This is a genomic window from Flavobacterium riviphilum, assembly GCF_055231795.1.
The window spans coordinates 42,993-68,199 of the sequence record NZ_JBUYSY010000010.1 but is presented as its reverse complement, the minus strand read 5'-3'; the positions used below and the strand labels follow the sequence as shown (position 1 = coordinate 68,199).

The following is a 25,207-nucleotide window of genomic DNA, read 5'->3' as shown; positions in this document are numbered from 1 at the left end:
TAATATCTGCAATCTTTTACAGTAACCCCGCTCTTTTTAATAAAGCATCTGCCTTTGGCTCTTGACCTCTAAAGCGTTTGTAGAGTTCCATTGGCAATTCGGTGCCGCCTTTTGAAAGGACGTGCTCTTTGAATTTTGTCGCCACTTCTTTGTTGAAAATGCCTTTTTCTTGAAAATAGGCAAATGCATCGGCATCGAGTACTTCCGCCCATTTGTAACTGTAATAGCCAGATGAATAGCCTCCTGCAAAAATATGGGAGAAAGAAACCGACATACAGTTTTCGGCAACATCAGGATATAAAGAGGTACCTTCAAAAGCCGTTTTTTCAAAAGCTTTGATGTCAGTAATCGCGCTTGGATTGTTACTATGAAAGGCCATATCTAAAATACCAAAACTCAATTGGCGAAGCGTAGCCATCCCTTCTTGGAAACTGGCGCTTTCTTTTATTTTATCTACATATTCTTGCGGAATAATTTCTCCCGTTTCATAATGTTTGGCAAATAAAGCCAAAGCTTCAGGTTCGTAACACCAGTTTTCCATCACCTGACTTGGTAATTCTACAAAATCCCAGTATACTGAGGTTCCTGACAAACTTGGATAAATAGTGTTGGCCAACATACCGTGTAATCCGTGACCAAATTCGTGGAATAAAGTCGTTACTTCATTAAACGTTAGTAAGGAAGGTTTGGTGGCGGTTGGCTTGGTGAAATTGCAAACATTAGAAATGTGAGGTCTTTCGTTTATGCCGTCTTTGATGTATTGTGATTTGAAAGAAGTCATCCAAGCACCGTTTCGTTTGCCTTTTCTTGGGAAAAAATCGGCGTAGAAAATAGCTACGAGTTCGCCAAATTCATCTTTTACTTCATATGTGGAAACTTCTTCGTGGTATTTATCGATGTCGAAAATTTCTGTGAAGGTTAATCCAAATAATTTATTGGCAATAGTAAAAGCGCCGTTCAAAACGTTTTCTAATTGAAAATAAGGTTTCAGTTTTTCGTCATCCAAATTGAATAATTTTTGCTTCAATTTTTCAGCATAATAAGCGCCATCCCATTTTTCTAATTGTTCTATGCCATCTAATTCTTTGGCGAAAGCCGATAATTCAGCAAATTCTTTTTCGGCTGCGGGTTTGGCTTTGGTCAGTAAATCATTCAAAAACGATTTGACTTTCTCGGGATGTTGCGCCATTCTTTCTTCCAAGACAAAATGAGAATGCGTTTCATAGCCTAATAAATTTGCTCTTTCGAAGCGTAACTTGGCAATTTTCAAGGCAATTTCTTGATTGTCGAATTCGTTATTTTGAAAGGCTTTTTTACCAGCAGCGATGGCGATTTCTTTGCGCAATTCACGATTGTCGGCATAGGTCACAAACGGAAGGTAACTTGGGAAATCCAAAGTGAAAATCCAACCCTCCAAATCCTTGCTTTTGGCCAATGCACTAGCGGCTTCAATAGCACCTTCAGGTAAACCTTTCAAATCAGCTTCGTTGGTTAAATGCAATTGGTAGTTGTTGGTTTCGGCCAAAACATTTTCACTGAAAGTCAATTTGAGTTTAGCCAATTCCGTATCGATTTCGCGCAATTTTAGTTTGTCTTCTTCCGAAAGCAAGGCACCATTTCGAGAAAAACTTTTGAATTTTTTATCCAATAAAGTCGCTTGTTCGGGCGATAAATTCAAGTTGTCTTTTTGCTCGTAAACCGATTTTATTCTTTGGAATAAGGCTTGGTTTAAGGTAATATCGTTGCTGAATTCGGTCAACAAAGGCGAAACTTCTTGGGCGATTTTTTGCATCTCATCGCAAGTTTCGGCCGAATTCAAATTAAAAAAAATAGACGATAAACGGTCCAAAGCATTTCCTGAAAAATCCAAGGCCTCGATAGTGTTTTCGAAAGTCGGAGCTGCTGGATTGTTGATGATGGCGTCAATTTCCGCTTTTGCTGCAGCGATATTCCCGATAAACGCAGGTTTATAATCCTCCAATTTTATCTGAGAAAAGGGTGCAGTATTGTATTTCGTTTTGAAGGTAGAAGTTAATATTTCCATAGCTAAGCCCCCTAACCCCCAAAGGGGGCATTGTAGGGTATTGAGTTAATAATTTTTGTGTGTTTTTTTCGGATTTTACTCCCCCTTCGGGGGTTGGGGGGCTAATCCTTCAGCCGCTTTGTTTACAGCGTCTTTCAATCCTTCTTTATAAAGAACGATTTTATCTAAAACGCATTGATCAGCACTACCAATGATTTGGGCTGCCAAAATCCCAGCGTTTTTAGCACCATTTAAGGCCACAGTGGCAACTGGAACACCACCTGGCATTTGTAAAATCGACAATACCGAATCCCAACCATCAATAGAATTGCTTGATTTTACGGGAACACCAATCACCGGAAGTGGTGACATCGAAGCTACCATTCCTGGTAAATGTGCTGCGCCTCCAGCTCCAGCAATAATCACCGAAATACCTCGCTTATGGGCATTTTGGCTAAAATCAAATAATTTCTCTGGTGTTCTATGCGCCGAAACAATATCGACTTCTACTGCTATATCAAATCCGTTAAGGATATCGATGGCGTCTTGCATTACAGGCATATCTGATATACTGCCCATTATTACTGCTACTTTGCTCATTGTTTTTTATTTAAAGATTTAAAAATGAAATGATTTAAGGATTTTGGAAAGATAGAACTTTATGGTTTTACCAATTTTTAAATCTTTAAATCATTCAATCTTTTAATTATTTAGAAATCACTTTAATCGTATTCTTTACCTCCTCCGCAATTCTTCTTGCTTCGGCCATATTTTCATTGGCAATGGTTACGTGTCCCATTTTTCTAAAAGGACGGGTTTGCTTTTTACCATAAATATGTGGGGTAACGCCATTCCAACCTAAGATGGTTTCGATGTTTTGGTAAACCACATCTCCTGAATGACCTTCGGCTCCTACCAAATTGACCATAATTCCAGCTACTTTACTATCGGTATTGCCTAAAGGTAAATCCAAAATGGCGCGCAAATGGTTTTCGAATTGCGAAGTATAACTCGCCTCAATGCTGTAATGACCTGAATTGTGCGGACGAGGCGCCACTTCATTCACTAGGATTTCGTCGTCTTCGGTTTGAAACATTTCAACCGCCAAAAGGCCTACGTGGTTAAATTGTTGTGAAACATTTAGCGCAATAGCTCTAGCTTTTTCGGCTACTTTTTCGTCGATTCTGGCGGGACAGATTACATATTCTACCTGATTGGCTTCGGGATGAAATTCCATTTCGACTACAGGATAGGTTTTGATTTCGCCCGATGGATTGCGGCAAACGATAACGGCCAATTCGTTTTTGAACGGAATCATCGTTTCGGCTATACATTCTACATTGGGTAACAAATCCAAATCCGCAGCTTTTCGCACCACTTTTACGCCGTTTCCGTCGTAACCAAATTCAGTACATTTCCATACAAAAGGCAGAGCAACTTTGTTGGATGCAACAGCTAATTGTAAAGCATCAAGATTTTCAAATCGAGTGTAGGGAGCGGTGGGGATATTGTGTTGTTTATAAAAATCTTTTTGTACGCCTTTGTTTTGAATCAATCGCAAGGTTTTTGGCGAAGGATACACTTTTTTGCCTTCGTTTTCTAGTTTTTCTAAGGCTTCTAGATTTACCAATTCGATTTCGAAAGTCAGTACATCGACTTGTTTTCCAAAGTTGTACACGGTTTCAAAATCCATCAAATCGCCTTGGAAGAATTGGTTGCAAGCGATTTTGCAAGGGGCTTCGTCACTGGGATCAAGAACGTAAGTTTGTATGTCAAATTTTCGAGTGTCAAACAAAAGCATCTTACCTAATTGTCCGCCACCAAGTATGCCTAATTTAAAATCAGAAGAAAAATAATTCATGGTTGTGTGTTTGTAAACGACAAAGATACTTATAATGATTGAAACCGAAAATCCTATTTTATTTTCTTCAATAGCTCTTTGGAAACGGCCTTGAAGGCTGCTGATTGGGTAGAATATTCTTTTTCAATTATAATTTGTAATTCGGAATAAATCCAATCATTCGATTTTCCTAACACGAAAAGTGTTCGCATACTGTAGCATTTGGACGCTACTTTAGTATTGGAAATTAACCAATCAAAGCAACATTCCGTTATTTGCTCTAGTTGATGGGTGGATAGTTGTAGGGTTTTCTTTTGGAAATGATTTTCTACTACTAGTTGCACAACTTTGGCCATTGGACGAATGGCACTGTCATGTTGGAGTTGTTTTAAGTGCTGGCATAAAAAATCCAAATGGGGTTGGAGCCATTCGATTTTGTGAAAAACGACCTGCTCTAATACCCAACAAGCCTTGTATGATTTTTCGGTGTCATGGTCAAAACAAATATGGATCAATTCTTCAAAAAGCGGAGGATGATTCAATACAAATTGCGCAACGAGTACTCTTTGATTTTTGTATCCGCTTACCAGATCTAATTGAGTCAAGAGTTGAGAACGCATAAAGTAGGATTTAAATTTAAAATACAAATTTAAAATCATTTGTTTATAGTCAAATACGAATTCTGTATCTTTGTCCATTATTCAAAATTGAAAAAAATGATACAACTTCACGATAAGCAATTTGTTCCGTTTATTTCGGCTAGCGAAATTGATTTTGCTCTTTCAAAAATGGTAGCTCAAATTCAAGATGATTTTGCAGACGAAATCCCTGTTTTTGTAGGAGTTTTAAATGGTTCGTTTATGGTAGTTTCAGATTTATTGAAAAAGTATCAGAAGCCTTGTGAAATTACTTTTTTGAAGATGGCCTCTTATGAAGGTACTTCATCCACTGAAAATGTCAAACAATTGATAGGATTAAACCAAGATCTTTCGGGACGTTCCGTGGTAATCGTTGAGGATATTGTAGATACGGGCAATACGTTGGTAGAATTAAAATCTTTGTTTAAAAGTCAAAATGTGAAGCATTTAAAAATAGCCACCCTTTTCTTCAAACCCGATGCCTATAAAAAGGAAGTGAAAATAGACTATGTAGGGATTCGTATTCCTAACAAATTTATTGTGGGTTACGGTTTGGATTATGATGGATTGGGGAGAAATTTACCCGAAGTATATCAGCTTAATGACTAATAAAAATCAATAAAATTAACTTAAAATCAACCTCAAATTGGGTTGAATTATTCAAAAAAAGATCGAAATGATTAACATTGTTTTATTTGGAAAGCCTGGAGCAGGAAAAGGAACTCAAGCAGAATTTTTAAAAGAAAAATATCAATTAACTCACATTTCTACTGGTGATGTTTTTCGTTACAATTTGAAAAATGATACCGAACTAGGCAAACAAGCTCGCGTGTTTATGGATGCAGGCGATTTGGTACCAGACGAGTTAACCACCAAAATGTTGATTGATGAGGTAAACAAACATTTGGACGCCAAAGGGATTTTGTTTGATGGGTACCCAAGAACCCTATCTCAAGCCGAAGCTTTGGACGCTTTTTTACCAACAATTGGAAGTCAAGTTACAGCAACTATTGCTTTAGAGGCTGATGATGATATTCTGGTAGCTCGTTTGTTAGAAAGAGGAAAAACCAGTGGAAGAGCAGATGACCAAGACGAAGAAAAAATCAGAAACCGTTACCAAGAATACAACGAAAAAACAGCGCCACTAATTGGCTATTACCAAAATCAAAACAAATTTCACGCTGTAAATGGTATTGGTACTATTGAAGAAATTACCGAAAGATTAACTAGTGTTATAGATAGTCTATAGCATCATATTCTATTAATAGATTGTATTGAAATAAAAAAAATCGAATGTCAATTTCTGTTGTCAAAAGGTTTTTTAAGTTTTGAAAATACTCGGTTAATAGATCAAAAGCGAAGTTTAACTAACAAATACTAAATTGGAATTATTCATTATCTTTTTCCTAATTCTTTTAAATGGAATTTTCTCTATGTCGGAAATTGCATTAATATCAGCAAGGAAAAATAGATTAGAAACCGCTGCTAAAAAAGGAAACAAAAGTGCCAAGACAGCTTTAGAATTGGCCAATTCTCCCAATAAGTTCTTGTCTACAGTTCAAATCGGAATCACTTTAATTGGGATTTTAACGGGTATTTATAGTGGGGATAAAATCACCACTGATGTACAAGTTTTTATTTCGGGTTTTGAGTCATTACAGCCTTATGCTCATTCATTAGCAGTTGGAATCGTAGTAGTAATTTTAACTTTTTTTTCGTTGGTTTTAGGCGAGTTATTGCCCAAAAGAATAGGGTTGAATTATCCAGAAACCATTGCCAAAACCGTGGCAGTACCAATGAAAATGGTTTCGGTACTTACGGCGCCATTTATTTGGTTATTGACAACCGCTACTGATTTTTTATTAGATATTTTTCAAATCAAACCTACAGCCGATGGTAAGGTGACCGAAGAAGAAATCAAAGCGATTATCAAAGAAGGTACCGAAGGAGGCGAAGTACAAGAAATAGAACAAGATATCGTAGAACGTGTTTTTCACATCGGTGACCGTAAGGTGAATTCGTTAATGACGCACCGCAAATCGGTGGTTTTTTTACCCTTAAATTCGGATAAAGAACAAGTGCGTCAAATTATGTTGAAAGAATTGCATTCTATTTATCCCGTTTACAAGGATAATTTTGATGATATAGTAGGGGTGGTTAACCTTAAAAATATCTTTGCACATTTTGAAAATGAAAATTTCAATCTCGAGTCCATCCTTACAGAAGCCCCTTACGTAATGGAACAAACCACGGCGTATACCGCTTTGGAAGATTTCAAAAGGACGGGAATTCATTATGCTTTTGTATCTGATGAATATGGAGATTTTGAAGGGATTATTACCTTGAATGATATATTGGAAGCTTTAGTAGGAGATGCGGCAGAGTTTTACAAAGATGATTTTCAATTAATAGAACGAGAAGACGGGACATGGTTGGTCGATGGGCATTATTCATTGCATGATTTTCTAACCTTTTTTGAATTGGATGAGCTTACGAATGATTATGAAGTAACAACTGTGAGTGGGATGATCATGACCGAATTGTCTCGAATTCCAAAACAAGGCGAAAAATTGTTTTGGCAACGATTTGAGCTGGAGGTAATAGATATGGATGGGGTGAAAATTGATAAAGTTTTAGTAAAAGCCCTTAAATAAAAGAGTTTGTTAACGCTCCTTAAGGTTTAGGGAAGTGTTTAGAAAATGCGCTAACAATCAATGGAAGCGTGTTACAATATAAATAGTGGTCGGTTGTATGTGTTCATAAATTCACGGAATACTTTCACGGCTCACTGAATACTAAAAAAGATGACAGAAGGAAATTTTGTAGATTACGTAAAAATTTATGTTTCTTCCGGAAAAGGAGGAAAAGGATCTACACACTTGCATAGAGAGAAATTTATTGAAAAAGGAGGTCCAGACGGAGGTGACGGTGGTCGTGGAGGTCATGTGTATTTGGTAGGAAATAAAGGATTGTGGACTTTGTTTCACTTAAAATTTGCTCGACACGTCAAAGCGGGTCATGGAGGTGATGGAGGTTCGGATCGAAGCACTGGAGCTGATGGAGAGGATAAATATATCGAAGTGCCTCTAGGAACTGTCGTAAAAGATAAAGAAACCGGAGAAACACTTTTTGAAATTACCGAGCATGGTGAGAAAAAAATTCTTGCCAAAGGAGGAAAAGGAGGACTTGGGAACTGGCATTTTCGAAGCTCTACGAATCAAACCCCTAGATATGCACAACCAGGGTTGCCAGGGACAGAAATGGATGTGATTCTGGAATTAAAAGTTTTGGCAGATGTAGGTTTGGTAGGTTTTCCAAATGCCGGAAAATCAACCTTGTTGTCTGTTTTAACTTCGGCTAAACCTAAAATTGCGGATTATCCATTTACAACCCTTAAGCCAAATTTAGGAATTGTGGCGTATCGCGATTTTCAATCGTTTGTGATTGCTGATATTCCAGGTATCATTGAAGGAGCGGCAGAAGGTAAAGGATTAGGTCATTATTTCTTACGTCATATCGAAAGAAATTCAACATTATTGTTCTTGGTTCCAGTGGATACACCCGATATCAAGGCTGAATACGATATTTTAGTCAATGAATTGGCTAAGTATAATCCTGAGATGTTAGACAAAGAACGCTTGTTGGTCATCTCAAAAATAGACATGTTGGATGACGAATTAAAAGCAGAACTAAAAGCCGAATTGGATGTTGCTTTTAAAGATGTTCCGTATATGTTTATTTCTTCAGTAGCTCAACAAGGGTTGACGGAATTGAAAGACAAATTATGGAAAATGTTAAACGAATAATTTGATTTTTACACCAATAGCAAGAGGTGCTCTTTTATTAAGAGCACCTCTTTTGTTTTGAAATATTCATAAAATTAAGTTAATAAATAGAAGATAAAATGTGATTTTATGTGTTGATTTTTAATTAAAGTGAGAAAATGAACTATATTCGCAATGCTAAATAAATTATACCTATATGAAAAAAATTGTCTTATTCTTGACCGTTTGCCTTATGGCTTTTCCTGTAAAAGCCGATGAAGGGATGTGGTTTTTGATGTTTATCGAAAGATTGAACCATAGAGATATGGAAAAAATGGGCTTGCAATTGACAGCCGAAGAAATTTACAGTATCAATCACCACAGTTTGAAAGATGCAATTGTACAATTTAATGGTGGATGTACTGCTGAAATTGTTTCAAAACAAGGGTTAGTTTTAACCAATCACCACTGTGGGTACGATGCTATTGCAGAGCTTTCATCAGAACAAAACAATTATCTAAAAAATGGTTTTTGGGCCAAAGACAAAAGTCAAGAGCTTAAACCAAAGTCGCTGTTCGTTCGTTTCTTTGTACGTATGGATGATGTTTCTAAGCGTATTTTGTCTAAAGTAAATGATAGCATGACTGAAGCTGAACGCAACAAAATCATTCAGCAAGAAATTGCTTTGATTGAAAAAGAAAACAATGAAGGCGGCAAGTATACCGTTTCTGTTCGTTCTTTCTTTCAAGGAAATGAATACTACTATTTTGTGTATCAAGATTACAAAGATGTGCGTTTGGTTGGGACTCCAACAGAGAGTTTAGGTAAATTTGGTGGAGACACAGACAACTGGGAGTGGCCTCGTCATACAGCCGATTTTTCTATGTTTAGAGTTTATGCCGATAAAGACGGAAATCCAGCAGAGTATTCTCCAGACAATGTGCCTTTGCAACCGAAACATTATTTGCCAATAAGCTTAAAAGGGGTACAAGAGAACGATTTTGCTATGATTTTAGGATATCCAGGACGTACCAACCGATGGATGCCAGCTAATGGAATCGAGCAAAACGTGAAGTATGCATATCCTGCTTGGGTAGAAGGTGCCAAAACAGGAATGGACAACATGAAAAAGTTCATGACCAAAGATGCTACAGTAAATTTACAATACGCTTCAAAATATGCTTCTACAGCTAACTATTGGAAAAATCGTCAAGGAATGATTGACGCTTTGACCAAAGCAAAAACGGCTGATACAAAAACGAAAGAAGAAAGCAAATTTAATGCTTGGGCTAATAAAGCAGAAAATAAAGCCAAATACGGAAATGTAATAGCAACAATCAATAATTATTATGCTCAAACCAATTTGAAAGCCCGTCATGACAATTACTTGACACAATTGTTGCGTACAGCTTCCTATGGAACATTTCCTTCAAATATGGGTAATGCATTGCTAGGATATGCAAAAGAAAATGAAGCGAAACGTGCAGAAATGTTGCCTAAAATTACAGCAGCTATCGAAGGTTTCTATGCAGATACCTATGCTCCTTTAGAAAAAGAAGTATTGACAGCTCAGTTGAATTTATATGCTGCTAAGGCTGCTGAGTACGGTTTGGCACCAAAAGTAGCTGAAATGAAAGCGGCGAACAATGGCGATTTCACAAACGACGTGAATAAAGCAGTAGCGGCTAGTATTTTTAGTTCAAAAGATGCGGTGCTTTCGTTTTTGAAAGATCCAAAAGTAGAAACAATTGCTAATGATCCTTTGTATGTTATTTCGAATGATTTGATGACAAAAATCAGAGCAAAATCGCCTGAGCAATTGCAGGCAGATGACGCATTTGCTGCGGCCTACCGAAAATTAGTTGAAGGTTTAAGAGAGTCAAAATTGAATACGATTCAGTATCCAGATGCGAATTCAACTTTGCGTTTGACTTACGGAAAAGTTCGTGCTTTACCTAAAGATAAACGTAACGATGCCAAGATCAACAATTATACTACCATGGCAGGTATGGTGAATAAATACAAAGCGGGTGATGCTGAGTTTGACTTACCTTCTCGTTTGTTAGAATTGAACAAAGCTAAAGATTTTGGTCAGTATGCGGATAAAGCGGGATACATGCCAGTAAACTTCTTGACAGACAATGATATCACTGGAGGAAACTCAGGGTCGCCAGTATTGAACGGAAAAGGAGAGTTGATCGGAGTAGCGTTTGATGGTAACATTGAAGCGATGGCGGGTGATGTTATTTTTGATAAAAAATTACAAAGAACCATCAATTTGGATATTCGTTTTGTGCTTTGGATTATTGATAAATATGCTGGAGCTCAAAATATTATTGATGAAATGACTATCGTGAAATAGTTTAAAATAAAATTGAGGGCAAGAAAGAATGTTGCGGCTCTTTAGCCCCGATAGCAGTGAAAATCCTTTGGTGGCGGTGTTCGACACCAAAGATTGTAACGGATAGCGGGACGATAACAACTGGAATGCCTATTTTTTCTGCTCCTAAAAACTTTATTAGATAAGACCGTCTTGATTCATTTCGAGGCGGTTTTGTTTTTGGGGATAGGTGTCAAACAAGAAATCTAATGTGTGTGGAATGACATTGGCTTCGATTTTGGGGTAATTCATAGGCAAGGTAAGCCAATTTTCTATAATCAAATCGAAATCTCGACCGACTTCGTAAATAACGGGAATACCCATTTTTTTTAGAGCGGCAGCGTTGCATTCTTGCTCGTAATGTTTCCGAATGGGAATGGAAAGGATTTTTTTGCGAAGGTACAATGCCTCGGAAGGCGTTTCAAATCCGCCGCCTGTGATTATGCCTTGGCATTTGATTACACTTTTATTGAACAGCGCTTGGTCTACAGGATAAAAAGTGATGTTTTTGACTCTATGCTTTGTTTTTACGTCGCTCAAAAACCAGTGAAAGTGCTCGTTGGGTAATTTATTGAAGGCTTTTTCTAAACACTCTTTGTTAAAAGAAGGAAGATAAACGGTAATGTGTCCGCCATTTTTAGGCTCAGCGTGTAAGATTTCGTCTTTGATTATGGGGGGCAAAATGAAATCATCGTAGCGTTCAAAATGTAGTCCTATGTTTTGAGGAGCAGGCGCATAATGTTTGAAAATTAATTCACCGATGGCATCTTTTCTTTCGGGTCGAGGGGTTAGTTTTGAGGTGAAACTGGCTTGATGACCAAAAGACACGGAATGTTTTTTTTGTAGTTTACAAGCCAATGAAGTGATGGAATCAAAATCATTGATGATGACATCGTATTGGTCTAATGGTAGGGAGCGAGCGTCTTTGTAGATTTGGTTGGGCTTTACTTTTTTGGCAATATTCCAATAGTCTAATCCACCACATTGGCTGTAGTGAAGACTCAATCCGTTGCTTCGGTATTTGATAGGTATACTTGGTTTTAAGGAAGCGTAAGTGCCGCTAAGGAGGAAATCTACTTCGCCATACTTTTGTAGATAAGGATAGAGTTGAATGGCTCTGCTAACGTGTCCATTTCCAGTGGCTTGAATGGCGTAGAATATTTTCATTTTACAGATTAGGATAAGATTTTCAGAACGATATCATTCTTGGTTTTTTCAACTGGTTTTTCGGTAGATTTGAAGTCTTTTGCAGAATATTGGTAAATCCTCCATTCTCCTTTTTTGTATTCTAAAGCGGTGAGATTTTCTACCCAATCACCACTGTTGAGATAAGTGACTTGTCCGTGCTCGTTTTCGATGGTTTTCATTTGAGGTTTATGAATATGTCCACAAACTACATAATGATATCCTTTTTCAATAGCGATTTCGGCAGCGGTCGTTTCGAAATTGCTGATAAACGCGACGGCCTTTTTTACACTGTCTTTGATGGTTTTGGAGTAGCTTCTTTTTTCTTTACCGAACAATTCTCGTAACCAATTGATACAACTGTTGATTAGAATCAATAAATCATAGCCTTTGCCACCCAATTTAGCGAGAATTTTAGCATATCCTCTAGTGGAAGAATCAAACACATCGCCATGAAAAAACCAAGTAAGTTTGCCATCAATTTCCAAGATAAGTTTATCCACCAATTCAAAATTTCCAAAGGCAAAATCCGAGTACTTTCGAAGGGCTTCATCATGATTTCCGGTAATGTAGATAACTCTTGTACCTAAAGTAGATAATTTGATAATTTGTCTCAAAACATTCATATGCGCCACAGGAAAGTAACTTTTACTGAAATTCCACATATCAATAATATCGCCATTGAGAATTAAGATTTGCGGTTGAATGGATTTGAGGTATTGTAGTAATTCTTTGGCTTGGCAACCATACGTGCCCAAATGCACATCACTAATTACGACTAGAGGAATTTTTCGTTTACTTTTCATATAAAGTTTTTACGAAAATAAGAGGGGAGTGTTAGGGGAATGTGATTTTAATTTTTTCTTTGTATTATTTATTTCTTCTTAGTTTATCTTGAATGTAAATTATACGCCTGTTTCCTTCAAAATTTATTTATTTTTGAACAATGAAAAAATCAGTACTGTTTTTTATTCTATTTCCTCTTTGTATGGTTTCGCAATCTAATTTCGAAACCGCTGAAAAATTGTTCAAAGCAGAAAAATATGCGCAAGCAACTCCTTTGTTTGAGTCGGTTTTGAAAGCTAACCCAAATGATTTGAAAGCCATTGAATATTTGGGAGATATAGCCGGGAAACAAAAACAATGGGATAAAGCGTATGGTTTTTATTCTAAGTTAAAAAAAATACAACCCAATAACGCCGATTATTTTTACAAATGCGGAGGGGTATTAGGGATGAAAGCCAAGGAATCTAATCCATTCAAGGCTTTGGGGATGATGGATGAAATACGATCCTCTTTTGAGAAAGCCATAGTTCTTGAACCAAAACATATTGAGGCGAGATGGGCACTTATTGAACTCAATTTGCAATTACCTGGAATTGTAGGTGGCAGTCAATCCAAAGCGATACAGTATGCAAATGAGTTGGTGAAAATTTCTCCTGTAGATGGTTTTTTGTCAAGAGGACATATTGAGGAGCATTTTAAACGGTATAAAGAGGCTGAGAAGTACTATGTGAAAGCCCATGAAATTGGACATTCAAAAGTCACGTTTCAAAAATTATATCAATTATATTTGAAAAAATTAAACAACCCCAAGAGGGCGCAAGAACTAAAAGGGCAATTCGAAAAAAATTAATCAAATTTCGTTTGGAATTTGGAACTTATAAATTTGGAATTTACTATGAAAACTCATTTTATAGCTATTGGTGGAAGTGCCATGCACAATTTGGCTTTGGCCTTACACAACAAAGGATATCAAGTAACAGGTAGCGATGATGCTATTTTTGAACCTTCAAAATCTCGTTTGGATAAAAAAGGAATTTTGCCTGCGGAACTAGGTTGGTTTCCTGAAAAAATTACTGCTGATATTGAAGCTGTAATTCTAGGAATGCACGCAAAAGCTGATAATCCAGAATTATTAAAAGCGCAAGAATTAGGATTGAAAATTTATTCTTACCCTGAGTTTTTATACGAACAATCCAAAAACAAAACCCGTGTTGTGATAGGAGGTTCGCACGGAAAAACTACTATTACCTCAATGATTTTGCATGTGATGCACTATCACAACATTAAGGTAGATTATATGGTAGGCGCCCAATTGGAAGGGTTTGATACTATGGTGCATCTTACCGAAGAAAATGATTTTATGGTTTTGGAAGGAGATGAGTATTTGTCTTCACCAATTGATAGACGACCTAAATTTCATTTGTATCAACCGAACATTGCTTTGATTTCTGGAATTGCTTGGGACCATATCAATGTGTTTCCGACCTATGAAAATTATGTCAATCAGTTTGAGATTTTTATTGACAAAATCACCAATGGTGGAATATTAGTGTATAATGCAGAAGATGCAGAAGTGAAAAGAGTGGCCGAAGCAGCAACGAACCCCATTCGAAAAATACCGTACACCACACCCAACTATGATGTGAAAGATGGAGTAACGCTTTTAGAAACGCCCGAAGGACCTATGCCAATTGAAGTTTTTGGTGCGCATAATTTGAACAATCTTGCGGGTGCTAAATGGATTTGTCAAAATATGGGTGTAGATGAGGCTGATTTTTATGAAGCAATTGCTAGTTTTAAAGGAGCCTCAAAACGCTTGGAGAAAATTGCCGAAGGTAAAGGGAAAGTAGCTTACAAAGATTTTGCACATTCACCAAGTAAAGTGGCTGCAACTACTAAGGCAGTAAAAGAACAATATCCAGATCGTACGTTGGTGGCTTGTTTGGAATTACACACTTACAGTAGTTTGAATGCAGAATTCTTAAAAGAATACGAAGGAGCACTTGAATATGCCGATGTTGCAGTTGTGTTTTATTCTCCAGATGCTGTAAAAATCAAAAAACTTGAAGAAGTAACCTATGAACAAATAGCTAAAGCGTTCAATAGAGAAGATTTGATTATTTTCACCAATCCAGCCGAATTTAAAATGTTTTTGTTCAATCAAGATTTAGAACATTCAGCATTGTTGCTCATGAGTTCAGGAAATTACGGGGGATTGAATTTTGATGAGGTGAAAGGAATTATAGAGTAATACGTATATTCGAATATCGAAATGTGTCATTTACAATTTGTAAATGGCACATTTTTTATTTTCAGAAATATGCTATATTTTTACTTCTTAACTAATCAATTCATTTGTAAATAATTAGCAATTGGAAACACCGAATTTTCCCATCACGCATTGGTCAGAAGATGACAAGCCTCGCGAAAAATTGATGCTTAAAGGTAAAAGTGCTTTAAGCGATGCCGAATTAGTCGCCATCTTGATAGGTTCAGGAAGTAGAAATGAATCGGCAGTGGCGCTGAGTAAGCGAATTTTAGCGAGTGTCAATAATAATTTGTCATCTTTGGGGAAACAATCTTTGGCTCAGTTGATGGGATTTAAAGGGATAGGCGAAGCCAAAGCCATTACAATTGCCGCCGCTTTAGAATTAGGCCGAAGAAGAAAGGAAGAAAATCCATTGGAGTTGATTAAAGTTATTTCAAGTAAAATTGTTTTTCAAGAGATGCATCCTATTATTGCCGAATTACCTCACGAAGAGTTTTGGGTACTTTATTTGAATAATTCTAATAAGATTTTGTTCAAAGCCCAATTAAGCAAGGGAGGGATGACAGGTACTTTGGTCGACGTGCGTTTGGTGTTTAAAATTGCACTCGAACAGAATGCCGTGGCAATAATTTTAACACATAATCATCCTTCGGGCAAACTCCAAGCCAGTGAAGCCGATATACTAGTAACTAAGAAAATTCAAAATGCAGGGCGACAGTTGGACATACCCGTATTGGACCATGTAATTGTGGCTGAACACGGCTATTTTAGTTTTGCTGATGAAGGAATTTTATAATTCATGTGCTTAGCAAGGACAATTGTCTTATATTTGTAGACAAATGTCTTGTGTATGGAAGCAATTAAATTAAATTCTCAAACTGTAATAAATGCCGTAGTTCGTTCCTTTGTTTCAAAAATAGAAAAAACTAGCGGCTATAAGGTCTTGAATAAGAAATTGACCTATGCCGATTTCTTAAAGAATAAAATGCTAATTGTTCACGCCATTCGCGAAGGGATTCCGTATGATTTTTTTAAATTGATTCAAGAACAAACGCCATTTAATGAAGAAGATTGGGCGCTTTTCTTAGGAATATCAACCAAATCTTTACAGCGCAGTCGCGCCAAGGACAGTTTTGTTTTCAAACCCTTGCAATCCGAAAAAATATTAGAATTGGCCGAAGTTACCCATGTTGGAAGAACCATTTTCGATTCAGAAGAGCAGTTTTATAATTGGTTAAATCTTCCTTCTTATGCTTTAGGAAGTCTAAAACCAATTGAGTTATTGCGAGATTCTTACGGCAAAGAAATGGTCTTACAAGAAATGATGAAAATCGACCAAGGTATTTTTGTGTAATGGAAGTTTTTCGACTAGCTAGAAAGAAGTATCCCATAGAATTATCGGGGAAAGGTGCTGCCATGTGTGGTGCCAGATGGAATTCTAAAGGCACAGAAATTATTTACACTGCACAAAACAGAGCGCTTGCCATGGCAGAAGTTGTTGTACATTTGTCATTAGCCACTTTGCCTAGTGATTTTGTAATGTTAACTATTGCTATTCCAGATACCATTGAAGTTTTAGAAGTTAAAATGGTAGATTTGCCATTGGATTGGAATGTGTTTCCCGCTTCTTTTCCTACCGCAGAAATAGGAGATCGTTTTATTCAACAAAACGATTTTGCGGTGCTCAAAGTGCCTTCGGCTGTGGCCCAAGGAGATTGTAATTTTTTAATCAATCCGTTTCATCAGGATTTTAAGCAAATTCAAATCATTGATCAAGTTGATTTTCCTTTTGATAAACGAATATTCAAATAAAAAGTATGCTTTTACAAAATATCACCGATGTTTTTTTTGATTTAGATCATACCCTCTGGGATTTTGATAAGAATTCTGAAATGGCCTTTGATGCCATCTTCAAAAAAAATCATCCTAATGTGGATACCACTTCATTTATAGAACAATATATCCCAATTAATCAAGCGTGTTGGAAGTTGTACCAATTTGATAAAATTAGTCACGAACAATTGCGTTACGATCGGTTGAAGTTAACTTTCGACGCTATTGGATATGCTATTTCGGATGAGGCTATTCATCAAATGGCCATAGATTATATTGAGTTGCTTCCGGAAAACAATTTTCTTTTTGAAGGAGCTATCGAAATATTGGACTATTTGCATCAAAAATATACTTTACACATTATCACCAATGGATTTGCTGCTGTGCAGGACAAGAAAGTGAAAAATTCTAATATTGAGCTTTATTTCAAAACCATAACCAACTCTGAACGCGCAGGGGTTAAAAAACCACATCCTATTATTTTTGAACATGCTTTGGATTTGGCCAATGCCAAAAAAGAAAATAGTATCATGATTGGCGATTGTATTGAGGCTGATGTTAGAGGCGCTTTAAATGCTGGTTTTGAGGCAATTTATTTTAATCCTAACCGTTTGCCCGTTGAAAAGGAAATCAAACAAGTCCAATATTTGCTAGAATTAAAGAAATTCTTGTAATTTTAGCAAAAAGTAACTTTTCTTTTCCACTCTAAAATATTTGTTTACCATTTTACAAAAATTAAAACCTTATGAAAATACGTTTCCTGTGTGTAATTATGTTGATGAGTTCTTTTGCTTTTGCTCAATCTATAAATGACTTTAAAGCGGTTATTGTTCCTTTGAAATTTGATTTTCAAAAAAAGCAAAATGAATATCGTTTGTCTACGCTATCGAAGTTTAATTTGAATAAAGCAGGTTTTGAAGCTTTTTATGCCGAAGAGCCGAATGCCTACGATAAATGCAGTTTGTTGTATATTGACGTGATTAATGTAAAAGCTTTTTTGGCTACCAAAATGTATTTTGTGTTGAAAGATTGTAACGGAAAAGAAATTTTTAAATCCGCTACAGGCTATACCAAAGAAAAAGAATACCAAATTGCCTACACCGAAGCGTTAAATGAAGCTTTTGAATCGTTGTATGCAATGAATTATAAATACGTGCCAGGAAATACACCAATTGTTGTAAAAACAGCAACACCAACTACTAGTACGGTCCCTGCTGTTGTGCCTGCTATTCCTGCAACTTCTACTCCGGTGACAACAACGGTAACTCCAAATGTTGCTTCGACTGTAGCAGTGTACTATGCACAACCTACAGCCAATGGTTATCAATTAGTAGATACGACTCCAAAAGTTGTGATGAAATTGTACAAAACCTCAAAAAGCGATTATTTTACGGCTGTTAGAGACGGCGTTCAAGGTGCTTTACTTTTAAAAGATAACGAGTGGTATTTTGAGTATTATCAAAATGACCAATTGATGTCTGAAAAAATAGCGATTAAGTTTTAGTTCGTTTAGAATACCAACCACACAAATAATAAAAACGAGAATGATTTGATTTATCAAAGCATTCTCGTTTTTATTTACTTCTAACTTCTAATTTCTAATTTCTAACTTCTAATTTCTAATTTCTAACTTCTAATTTCTAACTTCTAATTTCTAACTTCATTAGTATCCATACTTATCCTTCCATCTATTTTTCAAAAACTCTCGAATACTGTTTTCTCTCGAGTTGTTACCGGGAACATAAATAGGCGTGTTGCTCAGTGCGTCAGGAAGGAATTCTTGTTCGGCAAAATTGTTCGCGTAATCGTGCGAATATTTGTATTCTTCGCCATAGCCCAACTCCTTCATTAATTTTGTTGGAGCGTTTCTTAAGTGCAAGGGTACAGGTAAATCTCCGGTTTGTTTTACGATTTGTTGTGCTGTGCCTATGGCCATATACGAGGCATTACTTTTTGGGGAAGTTGCCAAATACACCGCACACTGACTCAAAATGATACGGCTCTCAGGATAGCCAATCGTCGCCACCGCCTGAAACGTATTATTAGCCATAATAAAGGCCGTAGGATTAGCATTGCCAATGTCTTCACTTGCCAAAATCAACATACGTCTGGCTATAAATTTAACATCCTCGCCACCTTCAATCATTCGTGCCAACCAATATACCGCCCCGTTGGGATCACTTCCTCGAATCGATTTTATAAAAGCGGAAACAATGTCATAATGTTGTTCTCCCGTCTTGTCATACAAAACCGTATTTTGTTGCACCAATTCCAAAACTCGCTCATTGGTAATGATTATCGGTTCCGACGCCGACGCATTGACCACCAATTCAAATATATTCAGCAGTTTTCTACCATCTCCTCCAGATAAACGCAACAAAGCTTCGGTTTCTTGTAATTCAATTTTTTTATTGGCCAAAATGGCGTCTGCTTTCATTGCTCTTTCTAGTAGAGATTCTAAATCTTTTTTGGTAAAAGCATTCAAAATATACACTTGACAACGCGATAACAACGCGGGAATCACCTCGAAACTCGGATTTTCAGTCGTAGCACCAATCAAAGCAATCCATCCTTTTTCCACCGCCGCCAAAAGCGAATCTTGTTGCGATTTACTAAAACGATGAATCTCATCAATAAACAAAATCGGATTTTTGGCCGTAAACAAACCGCCACTTTGTTTGGCTTTTTCAATCACATCCCGAATGTCCTTCACGCCCGAATTGATGGCGCTCAATTCATAAAAAGGTCGTTTAGATTCCTGTGCAATAATCTGCGCCAGCGTAGTTTTGCCAGTCCCAGGAGGTCCCCAAAAAAGTAGGGAAGGGATAATGCCGTTCTTAATTTGTTGCGTCAACGAGCCGTTGGGGCCCACCAGATGGGTTTGACTTATATAATCCGTCAAGGCTTGTGGCCGAATGCGTTCTGCTAAAGGTGCTTCCATACCACAAAAATAAACATTTTTATAGTTTTCAGGAGCCAATCCAGCTGTACATTACAAGTCCTCGCACCGCGTTCTTTTTTTCTAGGCATGAAAGGAGCTTCCTTTGGTCGCTCTTTTCTACCAAGAAAAAAATAGAGCGCGGCACTCCGGGCTTTCCATTTCCATCTGGGCTAAACCCACCACGACACATTAGGTATGACAATTTAGCATTTCTGCTATTTTGGATGTATTTTTGAGAGACCAATTTCATAGTATGTATCCTATGGAAGAAAACCATTTTCAATTTCGTAATCGTGTAGTCTTATTGCCCCTACTTTTTTTATTGACGATATGGATGGTCTATTGGCTAGAAATTCGTTTTCATTTCGATTTTGATAAAAATGGTATTTTACCAAGAACTTTATCGGGACTCCAAGGCATACTTTTTAGTCCTTTCATCCATGCTGATTTGTTGCATCTTTATAATAATTCCCTGCCATTACTCGTTTTGTTGACTGCCCTATCTTATTTTTATCCTAAACAAACGCTAGCGGTTCTTTGCTTCGGAATAGTTTTATCAGGTGGTATTACTTGGGTTATAGGTCGTCCTAATTATCATATTGGTGCTAGTGGACTTATTTATGTTTTAGTCAGTTTTATATTCTTTAAGGGAATTCAAACGCAATATTATCGTTTGGTAGCACTTTCTTTAGCCGTCGTTTTGGTCTATGGCGGTTTGATTTGGTATGTATTCCCCAAAGTAGATAATACCATTTCTTGGGAAGGTCATTTAGCAGGTTTTATTACTGGATTTTTATTGTCCATTGTTTTCAAAGCCGAGGAATATCAAAAAATATACAAATACGACTGGGAGCGCCCAGATTATGACCCATCGCAAGACAAATTTATGCAACGTTTTGACGAAAATGGCAACTTTGTCAACCCGCCAAAACCGGAGGTAGAGGAAGAGATAGATCCTGTAATGGCGTATTTTACTTCCAATTTACCCATACATTACGATTGTGTACCCACACAAAAAAAGGAACCAAAACAAGAGTCTTGATTCCTTTAATATTGAGCAATTCGTGATTTTCTACCACGAACAGTATTCTAAAATCTGCCTTCTACAATCTAGCTACGCTGTCTTACTGCTTCATACAAAAATGCACCACAAGCCACAGATACGTTTAGTGAGCCAATAGTTCCAAACATAGGCAGTTTCGCTTTTTCATCTATGATTTTTAAAACCGATGGATTAATACCTCGGTCTTCGGCTCCCATTACAATAGCAGTAGGTCCAGAAAGCGTTACATCGTACAAACTTTGGTCTGTTTTCTCAGTTGCCGCAACCGTACTAATGCCGCTCGCTTGCAATAAGAAAATAGCATCTTTAATATGGTCTACTTTACAAATCGGAATATTAAATACCGCTCCTGCCGAAGTTTTTACAGTATCTCCGTTTACAGGCGCCGAACCCGACTTTTGAATAATAATACCATTCACTCCAGTACATTCAGCTGTTCTGATGATGGCTCCAAAATTTCTAGCATCAGATATTCCATCCAATACTAAGAATAAAGGATTTTTACCGTTTTCAAGAACGGTTTCAATCAAAGATTCTAAATCAAAAAAGGAAATAGGAGAGATGGTTGCTACCGCGCCTTGATGGTTATTAGGAGTAAGTCGGTTGAGTTTTTCAACAGGAACGTAAGAGAAATTAATATTTTCTCGTTTCATGACTTTCATTAAGTCTTTCATCAATTCGCTACTGGCTTCTTTTTGAATATAGACTTTATCTACAGTTGCCCCCGCTTGAATCGCTTCAATGATGGCTCTTATCCCAAATATTTGATGTTCTTTTTCCATCTTGCAAAATTAGTATTTTAATATTGAATTATTGCAATGCCTATTTCGTATTCTGTCATTTGTTAAAATGAAGCCGGGTTGCAAACTGTTAAGATGTACTATGACTTCGAATGGGAATCTGTTTTTTGTTGCGATTTATGTAATGAAATTAATAGATTGTATACAGAATTAGTGATGGTGTTTTGTTGTTTTTCTATCGCATTAGTAGTATTAATAGTATTCACAAAATGTTATAAAACTTTAAATAAAGTTAAAATTTAAACTTTTGTCTCCAAACGGCTTCTAATTTTTTCCTTGTTAAAAATGTTGGAAGATGTTTTTTGAATTTTAGATTAAAAATCAATATGTGTTTTATAAATATAAAAACATTGAATAATCATCATTATGTTAACATATAATATTTTAAAAACGCTATTTTTTACAACGTTTTCTTAAATTATTTTGATGATTTCTCATTTTGTGATTTTGAATAATAAGTGGCAAGTTTGCTTTTTTACTAATTCAAAATAATCATTATGAGATCTAAATTTAAATGGATTACAACACTTGCGTTAGTGTTTATTTTGCAACTATGTTTTGCACAAGAGAAAATAATTAATGGAAAAGTTACTGATGAGTCAGGACCGATACCTGGAGTAAATGTATTGGTTAAGGGGAGCACTGTAGGTGTGCAAACTGATTTTGATGGTCTTTTTGCCATTAAAGCTAAAACGGGAGATGTTTTGGTGTTTTCTTATATGGGTATGAAGGATGTAACAGTTGTAGTTGGAAATAAATCGACACTTAACGTTTCAATGGCTGAAAATCCAAATGAACTTGAAACTGTAGTGGTTACTGCTTTAGGGGTTAAAAAGAGTAGTCGTGCTGTAGGATATGCGGTTCAAGAATTGAAAGCAGCCGATTTAAATAAAGGCGGAAACAGTAATCTTTCTGGTGCTTTGCAAGGTAAAATTGCAGGGGTTCAAATTACGCCTTCTAGTGGTGCTCCTGGGGCATCGTCTCAAATTGTAATTCGTGGAGCACGTTCTTTTACGGGTAATAATACACCATTATACGTAATAGATGGTATGCCAGTAGCTTCTCAAGCGGATTATTCAACAGGAAATAGTGTTACCGGTGCCGATTCTGCCAATAGAGCAGTGGATATCGATCCAAATGATATTGCCTCTATTTCTATCTTAAAAGGGCAAGCGGCTTCTGCATTGTATGGTCTAAGAGCTTCCAATGGGGTAATCCTTATCACAACAAAAAGCGGGAAAGGATTAGCTACAAACGGAAAACCAGTGTATAGTTATTCTAATAATACAAGTTTTGAGTTGGTATCTAAAAAACCAAGCACACAAAATGAATATGCACAAGGATCTAACGGAGTATTTAACCCATACGCTTCTACAAGCTGGGGGCCCAAAATTTCAGAATTACCGAATGATCCTACTTATGGAGGAAACGTTGCTAATGCTTTAAATGGAGGTGTACTAAGACCTGGAATGTATTATGTGCCTCAAAGAGCCAAAGCGGGTCTTGATCCATGGGTAGCTCCAAAAGCGCATAACAATATTGACGATTATTTCAGAAATGGTGTTACTGTAAATAATTCCTTCAATGTAAGCCAATCAACAGAGAAAACCAATTACTCTTTCGGAATTGGAGCGACCAACCAAGAAGGGATGTTGCCTGCTACAGGTTTAGATCGTTACAATATGAAAGCGGTAGTTGAGACTAATTTGAATAATGAATGGAAATCTGGATTTTCTTTCAATTATGTACAAACCTCAATTGACAAAACAACTTCTGCCAATGACGCTACTTTAGTGGGGGTATATGGTGCACCAAGAAGTTATGACTTGAAAGGGAATGGTTTTGCTTCGGCTACAAATCCTTATGATCAAGTGTTTTATAGAAGAAATACTTTTAACAACCCTTATTGGGCAGCGGAACATAATGAAAACAGTGAAAAAACCAATCGTTTCTTCGGAAATGCTCATGTACAGTATGCACCTGTAATTAGTTTAAATGACAAACACAAGTTAGTGTTCAGATATCAAATGGGTATCGATTCGTATACAACAAACTATAGAGATATTTTTGAATTTGGTAGTAAACATGATTTGACTGGAGCGCAAAGTAGAGCCAATCTTTATGGTATTACAACTGATGTGTTGAACTCTTTGTTTACCGCAAACTATAGTTTAGATATTAATGAGGATTTTAAATTCAATGTGTTAGTAGGAAATGAATTCAACCACGAAAACAGAAAAACCTATGATGATTTAGGTACTGGATTTAACTTTGGTGGTTGGCCAACGATTGCAAATGCAAGAAAAGTAACTTCAGTAGAGAGAAGAAGACAAAATAGAACCGTTGGTTTTTTCAGTAATGGTGAATTGTCATACAAAAACATGTTGTATTTAGGGGCTACAGTTCGTCAAGACTATGTTTCAACGATGCCAAGAGGGAATAGAGATTTCCTTTATCCATCTGTTTCATTAGGTTTTGTGTTAACTGAATTGGAAGCTTTGAAAAACAGTCCAGTGTTATCTTATGCTAAAATTAGATCCTCTTTTGCTGAAGTAGGACAAGCAGGTACTTATTTTATGGATTATTATTCTACACCAAGTTATGGTGGAGGATTTTGGGGTGCACCACCAGTACAGTATCCAGTAGGAGGAGTAAGTTCCTTTATTCCATATCCTATAGTGTATGATCCAAATTTGAAACCTCAAAATACCCAATCGTATGAATTTGGTTTTGATTTGCGATTCTTTAAAAACAGAATTGGTATCGATTATACCTATTCTAGACAAAATGTAAAAGATCAAATTTTTAATGTGCCTTTAGCAGGATCAGTAGGAGCTAGCTCTTTTGTAACCAATGGAGGAAAAATCCACACCAATGCACATGAAATCGTGTTGAATGTGAATCCTGTGAAAACAGAAGATTTTAATTGGGATTTTAACATCAACTTCTCAAAAGTAGTTTCTGTAGTGGATGAATTAGCGCCAGGCGTTGAAAGTATCTTTTTAGGAGGTTTTGTATCACCTCAAATTAGAGCAAATGTGGGCGATACGTTCCCAGTAATTTATGGTACAAGTTACAAAAGAGACGATAACAACAATATCATGGTAGACCAATATGGATTGCCAATGATTGGAGAAGAGAAAGCTATTGGTGAAGTGATGCCTAAGTTTACGTTGGGTGGATCTACTCAAGTTTCTTATAAAAGAATGTCTTTGGGGGCTACTTTCGATTGGAAAAATGGTGGAAAAATGTACAGTGGTTCCAATAGTTTGATGCGCTACTATGGAGTAGATGCTTCAACGGCAAACAGAGAAGCTGGATACATTTATCCTGGTGTTAAAGAAGACGGAACTGCCAACGATATTGCTCTTGGCGTAAATGGTATTCAGCAATTGAATTCTAGATTATCTGATATTACAGAAAGTGCTGTTTTTGATGCCAGTTTTGTAAAGTTAAGAGAGGTAACATTTGCTTACCAATTTCCTAAAATCTTTAAAGAAAAAATTGATTTAAGAGCCTCAGTTTTCGCAAGAAATATTTTATTGTGGTCTAAATTACCCAATTTAGATCCCGAAGCTTCTCAAGGAAATAACAATATGGCTGGTGGATTTGAACAATGGTCCTTGCCTCAAGCCGAAAGTTATGGTGTGGGTTTAAATGTTACTTTTTAATTTAAAAAAATCAA

Annotated in this window: 22 protein-coding genes; 14 read left to right on the top strand and 8 right to left on the bottom strand. The window is 36.7% G+C overall.

The annotated features are described in order from the left end of the window. Positions 1 to 16 precede the first annotated feature (16 nt). The 4 genes from ACZIX2_RS10215 to ACZIX2_RS10200 form a co-directional block, all read right to left on the bottom strand. Entirely contained in the window at positions 17 to 2,044 is a 2,028-nt protein-coding gene (locus ACZIX2_RS10215) for a M3 family metallopeptidase (RefSeq protein ID WP_463339986.1), read from the bottom strand. 75 nt (positions 2,045 to 2,119) lie between these two features. Further along, the gene (gene purE, locus ACZIX2_RS10210; RefSeq protein WP_463339985.1) at positions 2,120 to 2,623 is read right to left on the bottom strand and encodes a 5-(carboxyamino)imidazole ribonucleotide mutase; all 504 of its coding nucleotides are present in this window, start codon (positions 2,621 to 2,623) and stop codon (positions 2,120 to 2,122) included. Between the two features lie 106 nt (positions 2,624 to 2,729). After that, positions 2,730 to 3,884, bottom strand: coding sequence for a 5-(carboxyamino)imidazole ribonucleotide synthase (locus ACZIX2_RS10205; RefSeq protein WP_463339984.1), 1,155 nt, complete (start codon positions 3,882 to 3,884; stop codon positions 2,730 to 2,732). 53 nt (positions 3,885 to 3,937) lie between these two features. Beyond that, positions 3,938 to 4,483 carry a hypothetical protein gene (locus ACZIX2_RS10200; RefSeq protein WP_463339983.1) on the bottom strand — a complete coding sequence of 182 codons (546 nt, stop codon included), beginning with the start codon at positions 4,481 to 4,483 and terminating at the stop codon, positions 3,938 to 3,940. A gap of 96 nt (positions 4,484 to 4,579) precedes the next feature. Between ACZIX2_RS10200 and hpt the strand changes: the two genes are divergently transcribed. The 5 genes from hpt (at position 4,580) to ACZIX2_RS10175 (ending at position 10,627) form a co-directional block, all read left to right on the top strand. After that, positions 4,580 to 5,110, top strand: coding sequence for a hypoxanthine phosphoribosyltransferase (gene hpt, locus ACZIX2_RS10195; protein ID WP_463339982.1), 531 nt, complete (start codon positions 4,580 to 4,582; stop codon positions 5,108 to 5,110). Positions 5,111 to 5,177: 67 nt separating this feature from the next. Beyond that, positions 5,178 to 5,750, top strand: a complete 573-nt coding sequence (locus ACZIX2_RS10190; RefSeq protein ID WP_463339981.1) for an adenylate kinase — start codon at positions 5,178 to 5,180, stop codon at positions 5,748 to 5,750. Between the two features lie 133 nt (positions 5,751 to 5,883). Beyond that, positions 5,884 to 7,155, top strand: coding sequence for a hemolysin family protein (locus ACZIX2_RS10185; RefSeq protein WP_463339980.1), 1,272 nt, complete (start codon positions 5,884 to 5,886; stop codon positions 7,153 to 7,155). A 150-nt stretch (positions 7,156 to 7,305) separates the two neighbouring features. Then, positions 7,306 to 8,307 (top strand): GTPase ObgE, encoded by a 1,002-nt coding sequence (gene obgE / locus ACZIX2_RS10180; RefSeq protein WP_463339979.1) that lies wholly within the window; start codon positions 7,306 to 7,308, stop codon positions 8,305 to 8,307. A gap of 175 nt (positions 8,308 to 8,482) precedes the next feature. Then, positions 8,483 to 10,627 (top strand): S46 family peptidase, encoded by a 2,145-nt coding sequence (locus ACZIX2_RS10175; protein WP_463339978.1) that lies wholly within the window; start codon positions 8,483 to 8,485, stop codon positions 10,625 to 10,627. 156 nt (positions 10,628 to 10,783) lie between these two features. Here the strand turns inward: ACZIX2_RS10175 and ACZIX2_RS10170 are convergent, their stop codons facing one another. Further along, positions 10,784 to 11,812, bottom strand: a complete 1,029-nt coding sequence (locus ACZIX2_RS10170) for a glycosyltransferase family protein (protein WP_463339977.1) — start codon at positions 11,810 to 11,812, stop codon at positions 10,784 to 10,786. Positions 11,813 to 11,820: 8 nt separating this feature from the next. Further along, complete coding sequence (locus ACZIX2_RS10165; RefSeq protein ID WP_463339976.1) at positions 11,821 to 12,636, bottom strand: UDP-2,3-diacylglucosamine diphosphatase; 816 nt, start codon at positions 12,634 to 12,636, stop codon at positions 11,821 to 11,823. Positions 12,637 to 12,776: 140 nt separating this feature from the next. Between ACZIX2_RS10165 and ACZIX2_RS10160 the strand changes: the two genes are divergently transcribed. The 7 genes from ACZIX2_RS10160 (at position 12,777) to ACZIX2_RS10130 (ending at position 18,222) form a co-directional block, all read left to right on the top strand. Beyond that, complete coding sequence (locus tag ACZIX2_RS10160; protein ID WP_463339975.1) at positions 12,777 to 13,466, top strand: tetratricopeptide repeat protein; 690 nt, start codon at positions 12,777 to 12,779, stop codon at positions 13,464 to 13,466. 45 nt (positions 13,467 to 13,511) lie between these two features. Then, a complete protein-coding gene (locus ACZIX2_RS10155; RefSeq protein ID WP_463339974.1) occupies positions 13,512 to 14,867 on the top strand; it encodes a UDP-N-acetylmuramate--L-alanine ligase in 1,356 nt (451 codons plus the stop codon). Positions 14,868 to 14,988: 121 nt separating this feature from the next. Then, complete coding sequence (gene radC, locus ACZIX2_RS10150; protein WP_463339973.1) at positions 14,989 to 15,681, top strand: RadC family protein; 693 nt, start codon at positions 14,989 to 14,991, stop codon at positions 15,679 to 15,681. Positions 15,682 to 15,735: 54 nt separating this feature from the next. Then, positions 15,736 to 16,239 (top strand): type II RES/Xre toxin-antitoxin system antitoxin, encoded by a 504-nt coding sequence (gene parS / locus ACZIX2_RS10145; RefSeq protein ID WP_463339972.1) that lies wholly within the window; start codon positions 15,736 to 15,738, stop codon positions 16,237 to 16,239. Beyond that, positions 16,239 to 16,697, top strand: a complete 459-nt coding sequence (locus ACZIX2_RS10140; RefSeq protein WP_463339971.1) for an RES family NAD+ phosphorylase — start codon at positions 16,239 to 16,241, stop codon at positions 16,695 to 16,697. The genes parS and ACZIX2_RS10140 overlap by 1 nt, the downstream gene beginning before the upstream one ends. A 5-nt stretch (positions 16,698 to 16,702) precedes the next feature. Next, positions 16,703 to 17,392, top strand: coding sequence for a YjjG family noncanonical pyrimidine nucleotidase (locus ACZIX2_RS10135; RefSeq protein ID WP_463339970.1), 690 nt, complete (start codon positions 16,703 to 16,705; stop codon positions 17,390 to 17,392). Positions 17,393 to 17,463: 71 nt separating this feature from the next. After that, positions 17,464 to 18,222 carry a hypothetical protein gene (locus ACZIX2_RS10130; RefSeq protein ID WP_463339969.1) on the top strand — a complete coding sequence of 253 codons (759 nt, stop codon included), beginning with the start codon at positions 17,464 to 17,466 and terminating at the stop codon, positions 18,220 to 18,222. 159 nt (positions 18,223 to 18,381) lie between these two features. On the opposite strand, the gene ACZIX2_RS10125 is transcribed toward ACZIX2_RS10130, so the two are convergent. Then, on the bottom strand, positions 18,382 to 19,659 hold the full coding sequence (locus ACZIX2_RS10125; RefSeq protein ID WP_463339968.1) for a replication-associated recombination protein A: 1,278 nt from the start codon (positions 19,657 to 19,659) through the stop codon (positions 18,382 to 18,384). Positions 19,660 to 19,921: 262 nt separating this feature from the next. On the opposite strand from ACZIX2_RS10125, the gene ACZIX2_RS10120 reads away from it, so the two are divergent. After that, the gene (locus ACZIX2_RS10120) at positions 19,922 to 20,701 is read left to right on the top strand and encodes a rhomboid family intramembrane serine protease (RefSeq protein ID WP_463339967.1); all 780 of its coding nucleotides are present in this window, start codon (positions 19,922 to 19,924) and stop codon (positions 20,699 to 20,701) included. A gap of 68 nt (positions 20,702 to 20,769) precedes the next feature. On the opposite strand, the gene rlmB is transcribed toward ACZIX2_RS10120, so the two are convergent. Then, the gene (gene rlmB, locus ACZIX2_RS10115) at positions 20,770 to 21,504 is read right to left on the bottom strand and encodes a 23S rRNA (guanosine(2251)-2'-O)-methyltransferase RlmB (protein ID WP_438061555.1); all 735 of its coding nucleotides are present in this window, start codon (positions 21,502 to 21,504) and stop codon (positions 20,770 to 20,772) included. Positions 21,505 to 22,019: 515 nt separating this feature from the next. Between rlmB and ACZIX2_RS10110 the strand changes: the two genes are divergently transcribed. Next, positions 22,020 to 25,193, top strand: coding sequence for a SusC/RagA family TonB-linked outer membrane protein (locus ACZIX2_RS10110; RefSeq protein WP_463339966.1), 3,174 nt, complete (start codon positions 22,020 to 22,022; stop codon positions 25,191 to 25,193). Positions 25,194 to 25,207: the final 14 nt, after the last annotated feature.